This is a genomic window from Paenibacillus sp. 1182 (assembly GCF_017833915.1).
In the GTDB taxonomy this organism is placed as follows: Bacteria; Bacillota; Bacilli; order Paenibacillales; family Paenibacillaceae; genus Paenibacillus; species Paenibacillus polymyxa_D.
In genome coordinates this window covers 1-12,889 of the sequence record NZ_JAFICR010000008.1, presented here as the reverse complement: position 1 = coordinate 12,889, position 12,889 = coordinate 1, and the positions used below count along the sequence as shown (strand labels likewise).

Sequence of the window (12,889 nt, the reverse complement as noted above, 5' to 3'; positions counted from 1 at the left end):
ACGGAAAAGCCATAGTGGCGCAACATTCCGCCATATGGCTTTCCTGAACCATACAGATTAGGCACGATCATCGACCAATGTCCATTCCATACAGCATATCATAATGTCTTGTTTCCGAGTAGTCAGTCCTTCTTCATATCGACTGGTTTAGCACCTGTCTGAATTTTGGACTTAAGCTGTTGAAGCTGCTCATCCACTTTAAACTGTTTTTCAGCCTCAGCCGGATTAACATATGCTTCTCCTGGAGCTTGACGGTAAGGAGCACGCAGTACGTCAGCTTCAGCTTCCATTTGCATGATTTTTTCTTCCATACGGTGGAAGCCCAGTGAAGCAGACCCACTTTCAATCGTGTGCAAACTATTGATTTGAGACATTTGCTTTTTAGCTTTCGCCATTTGAGCACGGGATACCAACTCATTGCGCTTGTTGCGCATTTTATAGAATTCATCTTTCATGTCGTGAAGCTGCTGTACCAATTCTTTTGCTTGAAGCTCAGCTTGTGTATGCAAGTCGCGGTATTCGTCCTGCTTCTGCACAAAATAAATCTTCTCTCCCAACAACTTGCGCGCTACTTCTTCCTGACCATTTCGCAATGCGGATTCAGCTTGTTTCTCACGCTCATTGGATACACGTACCGCTTCCTCCAAACGCTGTTTCATACGTCGTTCATTCGCCATTTGCTTGGCAACCGTTACCTCAGCCTCGTGAATTTCAGCCTCCATATCGCGCAGATATTGATTCAACATAATAATCGGATCTTCCACTTTATCCAACACTTCATTCACCGATGCTCTTGTCATATCCTTCATTCTTTTAAAGATCCCCATTATTTACGATCTCCCTTCTCAAATTGCTCTACTTTTTTGCGTAACTCTGCCAATTCTTTTTTCATTGCCTTTTTCTCGATATCTTCCATCATGGAATCCAGGTCACTGTTCTGACCTGTGTTAAATTTAGATGAGTTGCGGGCATCTTGACCAAAAAACGGGTTCGAATTGCCATATGCACCGCCCTGGTTGTAACCAGTTCCCGGCCCATACTGCGATCTTGTATTGTTACTGCCATAATAGCGTGGATCCTGTTGATTGTAGGGTCCGCTGTCAGGGCCAAATCCTCCATCGAAAGGAGATCTCGGCTCCTTGGAGATAACTAGGGCCGCAATCACATAAATCATAAATGTGGTTCCTGCTGTAATAAAGAAACTGATCACAACCAGAATACGAATCCATGTTGAGTCCATTCCTGTTGCGTCAGAAAGACCGCCACATACACCTGTTATTACTCTATCCCGGCTTGATCTGTAAATTCGGGTCATTATCAAATTACTCCTTCCCGCTGTTGTTCAGCTTGCTTTTCAGTCTCGCCCACTCTTGTTCGAGCAGCGATCCACCGCCTTGGGCATCCTGTGCATGGTCGCCCTCACCCCGACGTAAATCACGCAGACTCATCGTTTCTGCTTCCATATCGGCTACCCGGTCTTCCAAGCGGTTGAACATTCGGGGAACATTCCGTCCACCGTATGTACCAGCCCGTTCGTTCATTTGCTGCTGGAGTCTCAACGTCTGTACACGTGCCGCATAATACTGACGCTTGCTGTGTACCGTTTGATATTCTGTCTTTAATGTATCTAGCTGTTGTTCTAGCTCACGTAGTGATTCACGGCTCTGCTCCCACAGTTCTCTATACTGCTCTTCTTTTTCTGCATATAGCATTTTCTCCTGAAGGGCCAGCTTCGCGATATGTTCTTCATCAGCCTTCAAAGCCAGTAGCGCCTGTTCCTCCCGTTTGGTCTGCATGGACAATGCATGATCCAACTGCTGCTTCATCTGTCTTGTATGCATCGCATACTGTTGATGGAGTTTTTCCGCTTCGGCAATTTCCTGGCGGGTATTATACAAGAACTGGTCAATCAGTTGCACTGGGTCTTGGCTTTGTTCCAAATGCTCATTGAAGGTCGCTACCGTGATATCGCGCATTCTTCGAAAAACACTCATTTGCGTCTACTCCTTTCACAATTCGTATTCCATAATTCAACACTTAGTTACTGAAATCTTTCTTAATTCTTGCTAAACTGCTAAAATCAGTAATGTCTTCTGCGGTCACTCAGCAGGGAAACACCAAATATGATTAACCCGATTGCCAGTAGCGGTCCCAGAAGCCAGGACAGTTTGCCAAGCAAAATCAGTACCCCAAGTACGAGTACGATCCAGCCGAAGAGCGCATTTCCTTTTTTCACACCGTAGTAGCCTAGCATCACCATAGCTATCGGAATTAAGTAACCAATCAGATGTCCTAAAAAGTGACCGAAAAACGGAGTAAACTTACCGAGCAGCATAATCGAACCCAACACGATCAGTACAATGGCTAACCCATTCCCTTTGTTAACTCTCATCATCTCTCACCGCCTTTCACTGTGTCTTGCTTATGTCCTTATTGTACGCTGAACTAGCGTTTGACAAAACGGACCCCAGACGGTTTTTGAACCTAGACCTAAGTCGGGGATGAGTATAGACCTGCGGCTATCCTCATCTACGCTGTTCTGCTGTACGGGCTATCGAGTGTTGCTCACCCGCTTGCTTGGAACGTAGTGAAAGGACGAGACAAGCCAGTAACGCTATAGCTGCAACCATATAAGGCAGATTAATATGAACATCGAACAGCAATCCCGCAACAAGCGGTCCAATCACATTACCCAAGCTGGTATAGGACGAGTTCATGCCTGCCACAAAGCCTTGCTCATCTCCAGCCTGCCGCGATAGAGAAGTGCTTACTGCCGGACGAAGGATATCCATAGCCAGAAAAATGATGAAGGTCGTCAGCATAATCATCACGTACTGTTCAGCAAATAGGGTTAGAAAAATGAACAGGCCCCCAATAGCCAAACAGAGGTGAATTACTTTTTTCTCTCCAAAACGATTAATGATCCATCCAAATATAGTTGCTTGGACAACTGCTCCCAAAATGGAGCCTGTCGTTATGATGATGGCAATATCCATCGGTGTGAAACCATATTTATGGTCAACAAACAGTCCAAACACGGTTTCGAAATTCGCTAACCCAAAAGCAACGACAAATACAATGAGTAAACCCATGAAATATGGAGATTGATATGACTTGGCAAATTGCTGCAAAAGATTTTCTTTTTGACGTGGAAGCTCTCTATTATATTGTTGCTTTTCCTTGCTTAAAGACTCAGGCAGCACTAACACAGACAAGATAGCTGCTATTCCCGCAGCTCCAGCTGCCGCAAAGAAGGGAATGCGTATTCCATATGTGGCAAGCAATCCGCCAATCCCTGGCCCGATTATGAAGCCTGTGTTGATCGCCGCATTGATCATGCCCATTCCCTTGCCTCTTTCCTCAAACGAGGTCACGTCAGCGACATAGGCCATTATAGAAGGAGTCAGCAACGCTGCCCCTGCTCCACCCATGATTCGTGCTATGAACAGGGTAGGAATGGAATGAGCCAGTCCAAAAACAAGCTCTGATAACATGAAGATGAACATCCCAGAAACAATCAATTTTTTACGTCCATAACGATCAGACAACTTTCCTGACAATGGTGATAATAAAAGCTGAGTCAACGCAAAAGCTGCAACCATCAGTCCCATCGAAGAACCATTCATCCCTAGCTCACTTATAAATTTAGGTAATACAGGGACAACTAAGCCAATCCCCATGAACGCCAAAAAAATGTTAAGCATCAATAACAGCATTGCTCCTCGATTTCTTGTGAGTATAGACATATTTCCACCCTTCCTTTTCCGTATCTCTTTATTCGATATCAGGTAAACTTCATTATCCCTTTTCAAAAAACAATTGAAACTAAAAATGTTTTCTTAGTTTTCATATAAAAAAGTGGCCTCTTCAAATATGCAGCATATTGTTGAGGCTATTTTTTAATTCTCGACCAAACCGAACAACAAAATATCTACAATAGAATAAGTAGCTTCCTCTACCGTCACACTGTTATCCAGAAAGAAACGCTGATCAAGCGTTAAATTTACAGATTCAATAATAAGCTTCATGATCAGAGCCTCATTTTTGTTCACAATAATTCCTTCTCGGATGCCTTCCTGAATTAATGTTCTAATCGGAGACCAATCATTTAAATCGGCATGTACCCTTTTCCATTGTTCAGGATAATACTTTTTCATCTGGTCCAATATCCTTAAATCGTAAAACTTATAATACAGAGGCATGACCCTAATCGACTGCTTAATCTTGTCTAACAAAGATAACTCATTATTTTGGATAATCTGCTCAGTTTTTCGAATCATATCATCATTTGTACGCTCAATAAGTGTTTCTAAAATAAGCGTCTTAGACGAAAAGTTTTCATACAACGTACGCTTGCTAATAGCGAGTCTTTTCGCAAGATCATCCATCGTAAATTTCAATCCATTTTCATGAACTTCATCTACAAAAGCCTCCAAAATTCTTTCCTGCATATTCTTCCTCATTTCTTTCGCGCTCGGTAAACTAGAAAAGTTTTTTCAGTACCATCATCTTACGATAAGATCAAAGCGCTGGTCAAATCCATGTTAACCTTGTTGCCAAAATCATGAATATATAATAAAAAGGATGATAAAATGCCTTTAAGCATTTTATCACCCTTTTGTGTATGAGCGAGAGGACTAGAACCTCCACGGTTTCCCACTCGATACCGAATATAATATTGATAATACCTTGTTTAATGAAGGGAGATAAGCGCTGCTCGTCGATTTCGACCCGCAAGGTAATCTGTCAATGTACTTTGGTATTGAGCAGCGGGATCAACTTCCGTAGCTATGGTCTGCGACAGGACTAACTCAGTTGCTCAGTATCAAGGAATTTAGAACACTTGTACAACTTCTTTAATATCATCAATTTCCTCAAGAATTGCGCGCTCAATAGCAACCTTTAACGTAATCGTAGCACTTGGGCAACCATTGCAAGCTCCCAAAAATCTTAATTTTGCTATACCGTTCTCAACTTCGACCAGTTCAGCATCTCCACCGTCACGCAGTAAGAAAGGACGTAGTTTGAGAAGAACTTCCGATACTTCATCGAATAAAACTCCATTTTCATCCATTATGTCAATTCCTCCCATTTTCTTTACCAACCGTCATTCATACCTTTTTTCACCCTAGATCGTCTGAGTGATCCTTTGCTTTTTGCCGAAGAGTGACCTCTTGATCCGAAAGTTCCCTTATAAGCGTAAGAATAGAGTCTAAAGGTATCATCACACCACAACTTGCGCTCAATCCTGACAGCATATTGAAGCAGAACTGAAGTTTTCGTATCTCTCGGGTAATTTGAGCTAGTTCTGAATCGTCCGAATTATTTTTCTTCATTACTAGCACCTCTTTAAAGAATGATAAAGGTTTGATCTATTAAATTAATGAATCAACCGATGCTTCCTTCCATCTCAAATTGAATCAACCGATTCATTTCAACGGCATATTCCATTGGCAATTCTTTGGTAAACGGTTCAATAAAGCCCATTACAATCATTTGTGTAGCATCTTGTTCTGTAAGCCCGCGGCTCATTAAGTAAAACAATTGTTCCTCGGACACTTTGGATACTGTTGCCTCGTGCTCCAAAGTAATCTGATCGTTTTTAATTTCATTGTACGGAATCGTATCTGATGTTGACATGTTGTCCAATATCAACGTATCGCACTTAATATTGGACTTGGACCCTGCGGAATCGCGGCTGAAGCTGGACAACCCTCGGTAGTTTACTTTTCCGCCCTGCTTGCTGATGGATTTGGATATAATCGTAGATGTTGTCTCGGGAGCAAGGTGAATTACCTTCGCGCCAGCATCTTGATGCTGATCTTTACCGGCTACGGCAATAGACAGGATGGACCCCTTGGCTCCCCGTCCTTTCAATAATACTGCCGGATACTTCATTGTTACCTTGGAGCCGATGTTGCCGTCCACCCATTCCATTGTGGCATTTTCTTCTGCCACAGCCCTTTGGGTTACCAAGTTGTAGATATTAGGAGCCCAATTCTGAATGGTCGTGTAACGGACACGGGAATCTTTCTGGCAAATAATTTCAATAACTCCACTATGCAGAGAACTGGTACTATAAATAGGTGCTGTACATCCTTCAACATAATGGACAAAGCTGCCCTCTTCGGCAATAATTAATGTCCGCTCGAATTGACCCATATTTTCAGAATTAATACGGAAATAACCTTGTATAGGAACCTCGCACTGAACCCCCTTCGGAATGTATACAAAGCTACCGCCTGACCAAACCGCACTATTAAGCGCCGCAAATTTATTGTCGGCGGGAGGGATGATCGTCCCAAAATGTTGCTTAAACACTTCGGGGTATTGCTTTAATGCACTATCCGTATCAAGGAAAATAACGCCCTGATCCTCCAGTTCTTTCCGCATGCTGTGATAAACTACTTCCGACTCATATTGAGCGGATACGCCCGCCAGGAACTTTTGCTCCGCTTCAGGGATTCCCAGCTTGTCAAAGGTTGCTTTGATCTCGGAAGGAACCTCCTCCCAGGTCTTTCCCTGTTTTTCAGAAGGGCGAACGTAATACTGGATGTCATCAAGATTTAGCCCGGTCAAATCCGCTCCCCATTCAGGCATCGGCATTTTGTAGAATTGATTCAAAGCTTTCAACCGAAAATTGAGCATCCACTCCGGCTCTTCCTTGATCCGGGAAATTTCCCGGACAATCTCTTCCGTCAGACCTTTTCCAGATTGAAAAATAGACTGGTGCTTGTCGCGAAACCCATATTTATATTCGCCCATATCTGGTGCTTTTTTAGCCATTGGTATCACTCCTTTTTAACCTTTCAAGATTCATTTTGATTTGCTATGATCTGCCGAGCTTGCTTTCCACTAAATCTTTTAGGCGACTGCGAACACCTTCCAGCGGGATCTCCGAAATGACAGGAGCGAGAAATCCGAAAATAACAAGATGTTCGGCTTCACTCCGTGATATCCCGCGCGACATCAGATAATAGATTTGCTCTGCATTTACTTGCCCCACGGATGCAGCATGACCCGCGGTTACATCATCCTCATCTATCAGCAGGATCGGATTGGCATCGCCGCGAGCTTTAGGACTTAACATAAGCACGCGTTCTGTTTGCTGACCATCACAATGGGTTGCACCTTTTTCAATCTTTGTAATGCCGTTGATAATGGCCGTAGCTTCTTCAAGCATGACTGCACGCGTAATCATCTGGCTTACCGAGCTTCTGCCAAAATGCTGAGCTTGAGTTGTATAGCTCGATTTTTGATTGCCCGTGCCAATAGCAATCACCTTATTGTCGGAGACCGCCCCGTTGCCTTGTAGCAAAGTCTTGGTATCGCTCACGGTATAACCATTGTTCATCTCACCGATAATCCATTCCACACCCCCATCAGCAAGAACGACCGCCCGTCGCTGGGTGAAATCTGTTGTAGTTACAGCAAGCTGATGAACCGAAGCTACTTGCACCTTTGAGCCCGCCCCCGCGAAGACCTCCGTCACACCGTTATGCAATACCTTGACATCATCACCACTCGATACACAATTATCCACATAAGTGATCTTGCTGTTGCTCCCTGCCACAATTAAGACGTGAGGAGCAAAACACACACCGCTTGTATCGTTAAGAAAGATCGCTTGAATAGGTGCTTCAACCTCTACACCGTCTGGGACATATAGAAAAACGCCACCACTCCATAAGGCACTGTGTGCAGCAGATAAACGATGTTCTTCTGGCTTTACTGCCTGAAAGAGATAACGTTGAACCAGCTCCTCATGCTCTTTTGCCGCAGTATGCAGATCCGTTAAAATGACTCCCTGGGCGGCTAAGCTCTCGGACAATTTCGTATACACTACATCCGAGTTGAACTGAACGATTAGTCCGCCTTTCACCGGAGAAGCAACCAAACCTCGAACAACCTCCGGCGCTTCCTCCAAACTAGACCACGCATTCTCAGCTTTGTAATCTCCACTTTCGTAGATATCCCATTTTTCAAGATTGATTTTCTCCACTTTAGGCAACTCCAGCGTCCCTTCCAGTTCGAGTGCATGAACGCGGCGTTCAATCAGCCAACGAGGTTCATCCTTAGCGCTTGACCATGCGCGTAAATCGTCCACATTCATTGAAACTCTAGCTTGTATATCCACGTGCTGTTCCTCCTCTCCGGCTTTTAAGCATCCCTTACCGTCTCATCCGTAATCCCAAGTTCCTCCTTCACCCAATCGTACCCTTCAGCCTCCAAACGGTGGGCAAGCTCCGGACCGCCAGATTTAACTATCCGGCCTTGCATCATGACATGCACAAAATCCGGGGTAATATAATTCAACAGTCGTTGATAATGGGTGATGATTAAAAAGCCTCTATCCGGGCTGCGCATCTCATTTACGCCATTGGCCACAATACGCAGTGCATCAATATCAAGCCCTGAGTCCACTTCATCCAGGATCACAAACTTGGGTTCAAGTAGCATCATTTGCAAAATCTCATTCCGCTTTTTTTCACCGCCAGAGAATCCCTCATTCAAATAACGATGCATAAATTCCGGGTTCATCTCCAGCCCCTTCATTTTGCTCTCCATTTCACGGATAAAACGGATTAAGGATATCTCATCGCCTTCTTCACGCCGTGCATTGATGGCACTTCTGAGAAAATCCGAGTTGGTCACGCCAGCAATTTCACTTGGGTATTGCATTGCGAGGAACAAGCCTGCCTGGGCACGCTCATCCACCTCCATCTCCAGAAGGTCTTCATTGTCCAATGTCACCTTACCGCCAGTAACCTCATATTTGGGATGGCCCATTAAAGCTGAAGCCAATGTACTTTTTCCCGTCCCATTAGGCCCCATAATCGCATGAATCTCTCCGCCATGAATCTCCAGTGTGAGCCCTTTTAAAATTTCTTTCCCTTCAATCTTGGATCTTAATTCCTCAATCTTTAATGTCGTCATTTATCGTAAACTTCCCTTCGGAGTATTCTTCGGCACGCGCCACCAAATCACTCATAAATTTTCCAATAGTCTGCAGCTCAACCTCTGAATAGGATTCAATGAATTGGTAAAACCTTTCTTCTTTTTCTTTGTGCATTTCTTTATGCAAATGATAAACGTGTCTTCCCTTATCCGTTAAACTAAAGTAAATCTCCTTACGATTGCTGTTCAGTTGACTTCTCATAATGAAGCCCATTTCCAGCAGCTTTGCACTAATTTTAGTAATGCTAGCTTTGGACAACCCCATCTTCTCCACAATCCCGGTATGATTTATCGGTTCATAATCACCAATGCAATCAATAACGTGCACACTAGTAATATTGTTGGAGAGCATGTCAATCTGGTACTTTTTGGCCTGTTGCCGAAACGAGTTAAATTCTTGTTCAGTATACAGCTCATTCAGATGTAGCATTTTAATATATTGCTCGTAAAGATGACCTTTAAAATGATTTTGAAACTCCAATTTCCCAATCTCCCCTCTCTTGTAGTAGTTGCAGACCAAGTTCAGTGTCCCCATTAGATTTTTTTGTTCACTAGTAAACAAAATTATATTAACACAATTGATATTGATAATCAATATCAATTGTGTTAAATGTGGCGCAATTTTGGAGGCGCTTTTCATGGGTTTGTTGTCATTGTCATAGGCCTCATGCTGTGTTTTGACTAGGGCACGTCCCGGAAATGGTTTTGAATACCGCTGATCAATCCTGCTTTGCGGGGGTTGAACAATGGAACCAATTCGGCAGCATCCGGATGGATCTGGTAACCGAAGCCAAGTCCAATACCGTTGCCTATGAACGTCATGGTACACCTGCCACAGACTGGGGTCGCTACCGTAAAAAGAGGACGAAGGTGGTGCTTGGCCGAGCTGTTTTAAAGCCGTATCGCCGCGTTTGAGTACGCTATCGTGAGCATGTATGGCAATGAATAATCCGTCAGTTACCTGTGGTGGATATGTTATGGGGCCAAAGAGTAACCAAAAACTGTGGTTATTGCTGGTGAATCCGAACAGGCGATGCTCCATTCTAGCCAGCACCGATCTAACACTGGAGGCGACCTAGATCATCGAACTTTATACCGCCCGGTTCAAAAACAAATGTACCTTCTGGGCGCTAAAGCAATCCATCGGCGGATTCAGCTACCACTTTTGTAGCAAATCCATTCCGAAGCTCAACCGGTATTTGAAAAAGGATCGGGTTCACCCTCTGGAGTTGTTGGAAGAGGAGAAAGCGTAACGGGACATCCGCCTAACTGTAAAGATGAGAATGGTAAACGATAACCGAAATGGATCCCTACGGAGCTTAAATAAAAGGAACCAAGAAAAGAGCCGAAATCTTGCTTCAGGAAGCCAGGAAGAATTATCATATGGAAGGACAAGCACTCGCGGTTGAAAACGAAGATATGCTGTAAGAGTAAAAGCGGCTACTCTATCCGGTAATCTGCCACTGGTGGACACGTTCTATGAGCTTCTGATTCGTATGAAGGAATAACAGGAATCCTATCGCTTATCTTCTGACAATTCTTATTGTCTTGAATACCTGGAGTATATTTATGTATATTTATGTAGATGTATTAGGGGTAAGCATGAAAGAAGTTCAGGAATGGTTAGGCCACAGCGATTATGCAACAACGGCAAATATTTATTCGCATCTGGAATACAACTCAAAGGTGTCTTCAACTCAAGCAATGAGTGGGGTACTAAAGCTCAAATAAAAAAAAGCTCACTAGAGAATGTCTCTAATGAACTCTTTTAGTTAATACCGGCGAGAGGACTCGAACCTCCACGGTTTCCCACTCGATTTTGAGTCGAGCGCGTCTGCCATTCCGCCACGCCGGCGTATTCAATTATGGAGGCGCCACCCAGATTTGAACTGGGGAATAAAGCTTTTGCAGAGCTTTGCCTTACCACTTGGCTATGGCGCCAGAGTATAACAAAGCGGACGACGGGAATCGAACCCGCGACCCTCGCCTTGGCAAGGCGATGCTCTACCGCTGAGCCACGTCCGCATAAAGATGGCTGGGGATATAGGATTTGAACCTATGCATGACGGAGTCAAAGTCCGTTGCCTTACCGCTTGGCTAATCCCCAATAAGTAAAGGGCGGCCGATGGGGCTTGAACCCACGAATGCCGGAGTCACAGTCCGGTGCGTTAACCACTTCGCCACGACCGCCGCAAGTAATGAATAATTGGCAGGGGCAGCAGGAATTGAACCCACACCAACGGTTTTGGAGACCGTTGTTCTACCTTTAAACTATGCCCCTATAAAACTGGTGGAGGATGATGGATTCGAACCACCGAACCCGTAAGGGAGCAGATTTACAGTCTGATGCGTTTGGCCACTTCGCTAATCCTCCAAAAATGGTGCCGGCGAGAGGACTTGAACCCCCAACCTACTGATTACAAGTCAGTTGCTCTACCAGTTGAGCTACACCGGCACATAAAATATTCAATTAAAAGTGGCTCGGGACGGAATCGAACCGCCGACACGAGGATTTTCAGTCCTCTGCTCTACCGACTGAGCTACCGAGCCTTAGAATAAGGCTCTTCATTACACGTTATAATACTAATGGCGGAACTGACGGGATTCGAACCCGCGATCTCCTGCGTGACAGGCAGGCATGTTAGGCCTCTACACCACAGTTCCATAATAATTTTTAATTGGTTGCGGGGGCAGGATTTGAACCTGCGACCTTCGGGTTATGAGCCCGACGAGCTACCGAACTGCTCCACCCCGCGACAATAATAAATATAAAATTTTCAAATGGTGGAGGCTGAGGGGCTCGAACCCCCGACCCTCTGCTTGTAAGGCAGATGCTCTCCCAGCTGAGCTAAGCCTCCACACCGAAACACTTTTCATATTATACCATAATAAACTTTTTATTGCAAGTTTTTTTATGATATTTTTATGACCCGTAGGGGATTCGAACCCCTGTTACCTCCGTGAAAGGGAGGTGTCTTAACCCCTTGACCAACGGGCCATACAATAAAATAATTATGGCGGAGAGAGAGGGATTCGAACCCTCGAGACGCTTTTGGCGCCTACACGATTTCCAATCGTGCTCCTTCGGCCAACTCGGACACCTCTCCATATGGCTCCCCGAACAGGACTCGAACCTGTGACAACTCGATTAACAGTCGAGTGCTCTACCAACTGAGCTATCAGGGAATATTAAGCATTTGTTTCAAGGTTACACCCTGAAAACTGGATCCGAAACTCATTTGCGTCTTATCTTTAGGATAAGCCCTCGACCGATTAGTATTGGTCAGCTCCATGCATTACTGCACTTCCACCCCCAACCTATCTACCTCGTCGTCTTCAAGGGGTCTTACATACTGGGAAATCTCATCTTGAGGGGGGCTTCACGCTTAGATGCTTTCAGCGCTTATCCCTTCCGTACATAGCTACCCAGCGGTGCTCCTGGCGGAACAACTGGTACACCAGCGGTACGTCCATCCCGGTCCTCTCGTACTAAGGACAGCTCCTCTCAAATTTCCTACGCCCACGACAGATAGGGACCGAACTGTCTCACGACGTTCTGAACCCAGCTCGCGTACCGCTTTAATGGGCGAACAGCCCAACCCTTGGGACCTACTTCAGCCCCAGGATGCGATGAGCCGACATCGAGGTGCCAAACCTCCCCGTCGATGTGGACTCTTGGGGGAGATAAGCCTGTTATCCCCAGGGTAGCTTTTATCCGTTGAGCGATGGCCCTTCCATGCGGTACCACCGGATCACTAAGCCCGACTTTCGTCCCTGCTCGACTTGTAGGTCTCGCAGTCAAGCTCCCTTCTGCCTTTGCACTCTTCGAATGATTTCCAACCATTCTGAGGGAACCTTGGGGCGCCTCCGTTACTCTTTAGGAGGCGACCGCCCCAGTCAAACTGCCCACCTGACACTGTCCTCGCACCGG

Annotated in this window: 13 protein-coding genes, 15 tRNA genes and 1 rRNA gene; 2 read left to right on the top strand and 27 right to left on the bottom strand. The window is 45.1% G+C overall.

Annotated features, from left to right (window positions below; all coding sequences use genetic code 11):
* Nucleotides 1–122: 122 nt before the first annotated feature.
* The 11 genes from JOD82_RS16650 to JOD82_RS16600 all read right to left on the bottom strand — a co-directional run bounded on the left by JOD82_RS16650 (nucleotide 123) and on the right by JOD82_RS16600 (nucleotide 9,439).
* Nucleotides 123–827 (bottom strand): PspA/IM30 family protein, encoded by a 705-nt coding sequence (locus tag JOD82_RS16650; protein WP_061829898.1) that lies wholly within the window; start codon nucleotides 825–827, stop codon nucleotides 123–125.
* Nucleotides 827–1,315, bottom strand: coding sequence for a PspC domain-containing protein (locus JOD82_RS16645; RefSeq protein ID WP_209949687.1), 489 nt, complete (start codon nucleotides 1,313–1,315; stop codon nucleotides 827–829). The genes JOD82_RS16650 and JOD82_RS16645 overlap by 1 nt, the downstream gene beginning before the upstream one ends.
* Before the next feature lie 7 nt (nucleotides 1,316–1,322).
* Nucleotides 1,323–1,994: a PspA/IM30 family protein gene (locus tag JOD82_RS16640; protein ID WP_013311897.1), complete on the bottom strand. Its 672-nt coding sequence runs from the start codon at nucleotides 1,992–1,994 to the stop codon at nucleotides 1,323–1,325.
* A gap of 86 nt (nucleotides 1,995–2,080) precedes the next feature.
* Nucleotides 2,081–2,392 (bottom strand): LiaF transmembrane domain-containing protein, encoded by a 312-nt coding sequence (locus tag JOD82_RS16635; RefSeq protein WP_134903078.1) that lies wholly within the window; start codon nucleotides 2,390–2,392, stop codon nucleotides 2,081–2,083.
* Between the two features lie 133 nt (nucleotides 2,393–2,525).
* Nucleotides 2,526–3,746, bottom strand: a complete 1,221-nt coding sequence (locus JOD82_RS16630) for an MFS transporter (RefSeq protein WP_209949686.1) — start codon at nucleotides 3,744–3,746, stop codon at nucleotides 2,526–2,528.
* A gap of 153 nt (nucleotides 3,747–3,899) precedes the next feature.
* On the bottom strand, nucleotides 3,900–4,451 hold the full coding sequence (locus tag JOD82_RS16625; RefSeq protein WP_029518165.1) for a TetR/AcrR family transcriptional regulator: 552 nt from the start codon (nucleotides 4,449–4,451) through the stop codon (nucleotides 3,900–3,902).
* A gap of 383 nt (nucleotides 4,452–4,834) precedes the next feature.
* Nucleotides 4,835–5,074, bottom strand: a complete 240-nt coding sequence (locus JOD82_RS16620) for a NifU family protein (RefSeq protein WP_013373004.1) — start codon at nucleotides 5,072–5,074, stop codon at nucleotides 4,835–4,837.
* A 314-nt stretch (nucleotides 5,075–5,388) separates the two neighbouring features.
* Entirely contained in the window at nucleotides 5,389–6,786 is a 1,398-nt protein-coding gene (sufB, locus tag JOD82_RS16615) for a Fe-S cluster assembly protein SufB (protein ID WP_069012588.1), read from the bottom strand.
* A gap of 43 nt (nucleotides 6,787–6,829) precedes the next feature.
* Nucleotides 6,830–8,137 carry a Fe-S cluster assembly protein SufD gene (sufD, locus tag JOD82_RS16610; RefSeq protein WP_370682683.1) on the bottom strand — a complete coding sequence of 436 codons (1,308 nt, stop codon included), beginning with the start codon at nucleotides 8,135–8,137 and terminating at the stop codon, nucleotides 6,830–6,832.
* A gap of 23 nt (nucleotides 8,138–8,160) precedes the next feature.
* Nucleotides 8,161–8,937: a Fe-S cluster assembly ATPase SufC gene (gene sufC, locus JOD82_RS16605; RefSeq protein ID WP_069012586.1), complete on the bottom strand. Its 777-nt coding sequence runs from the start codon at nucleotides 8,935–8,937 to the stop codon at nucleotides 8,161–8,163.
* On the bottom strand, nucleotides 8,918–9,439 hold the full coding sequence (locus tag JOD82_RS16600; protein WP_069012661.1) for a MarR family transcriptional regulator: 522 nt from the start codon (nucleotides 9,437–9,439) through the stop codon (nucleotides 8,918–8,920). Before JOD82_RS16600 ends, sufC begins: the two co-directional genes overlap by 20 nt.
* Before the next feature lie 218 nt (nucleotides 9,440–9,657).
* Between JOD82_RS16600 and JOD82_RS16595 the strand changes: the two genes are divergently transcribed.
* Both JOD82_RS16595 and JOD82_RS29525 read left to right on the top strand, forming a co-directional pair.
* Entirely contained in the window at nucleotides 9,658–9,873 is a 216-nt protein-coding gene (locus JOD82_RS16595) for a hypothetical protein (RefSeq protein ID WP_141695532.1), read from the top strand.
* Between the two features lie 687 nt (nucleotides 9,874–10,560).
* Complete coding sequence (locus JOD82_RS29525; RefSeq protein ID WP_256026129.1) at nucleotides 10,561–10,689, top strand: hypothetical protein; 129 nt, start codon at nucleotides 10,561–10,563, stop codon at nucleotides 10,687–10,689.
* Between the two features lie 45 nt (nucleotides 10,690–10,734).
* On the opposite strand, the gene JOD82_RS16590 is transcribed toward JOD82_RS29525, so the two are convergent.
* The 16 genes from JOD82_RS16590 to JOD82_RS16515 form a co-directional block, all read right to left on the bottom strand.
* Nucleotides 10,735–10,813: transfer RNA gene (locus tag JOD82_RS16590), tRNA-Leu, on the bottom strand.
* Between the two features lie 11 nt (nucleotides 10,814–10,824).
* Nucleotides 10,825–10,899, bottom strand: a tRNA-Cys gene (locus JOD82_RS16585).
* Nucleotides 10,900–10,911: 12 nt separating this feature from the next.
* Nucleotides 10,912–10,983: transfer RNA gene (locus JOD82_RS16580), tRNA-Gly, on the bottom strand.
* Between the two features lie 7 nt (nucleotides 10,984–10,990).
* Nucleotides 10,991–11,065 (bottom strand) — tRNA-Gln (locus JOD82_RS16575).
* A gap of 10 nt (nucleotides 11,066–11,075) precedes the next feature.
* Nucleotides 11,076–11,148: transfer RNA gene (locus JOD82_RS16570), tRNA-His, on the bottom strand.
* Between the two features lie 17 nt (nucleotides 11,149–11,165).
* Nucleotides 11,166–11,239 (bottom strand) — tRNA-Trp (locus JOD82_RS16565).
* Nucleotides 11,240–11,246: 7 nt separating this feature from the next.
* Nucleotides 11,247–11,332 (bottom strand) — tRNA-Tyr (locus JOD82_RS16560).
* Nucleotides 11,333–11,337: 5 nt separating this feature from the next.
* A tRNA-Thr gene (locus JOD82_RS16555) sits at nucleotides 11,338–11,413 on the bottom strand.
* A 22-nt stretch (nucleotides 11,414–11,435) separates the two neighbouring features.
* Nucleotides 11,436–11,508: transfer RNA gene (locus JOD82_RS16550), tRNA-Phe, on the bottom strand.
* Nucleotides 11,509–11,545: 37 nt separating this feature from the next.
* Nucleotides 11,546–11,622, bottom strand: a tRNA-Asp gene (locus tag JOD82_RS16545).
* Between the two features lie 15 nt (nucleotides 11,623–11,637).
* Nucleotides 11,638–11,714, bottom strand: a tRNA-Met gene (locus JOD82_RS16540).
* Between the two features lie 26 nt (nucleotides 11,715–11,740).
* A tRNA-Val gene (locus JOD82_RS16535) sits at nucleotides 11,741–11,816 on the bottom strand.
* Between the two features lie 68 nt (nucleotides 11,817–11,884).
* A tRNA-Glu gene (locus JOD82_RS16530) sits at nucleotides 11,885–11,956 on the bottom strand.
* Between the two features lie 17 nt (nucleotides 11,957–11,973).
* Nucleotides 11,974–12,065: transfer RNA gene (locus JOD82_RS16525), tRNA-Ser, on the bottom strand.
* Nucleotides 12,066–12,068: 3 nt separating this feature from the next.
* A tRNA-Asn gene (locus JOD82_RS16520) sits at nucleotides 12,069–12,144 on the bottom strand.
* Nucleotides 12,145–12,211: 67 nt separating this feature from the next.
* Nucleotides 12,212–12,889, bottom strand: a 23S ribosomal RNA gene (locus tag JOD82_RS16515); the annotation flags it as partial.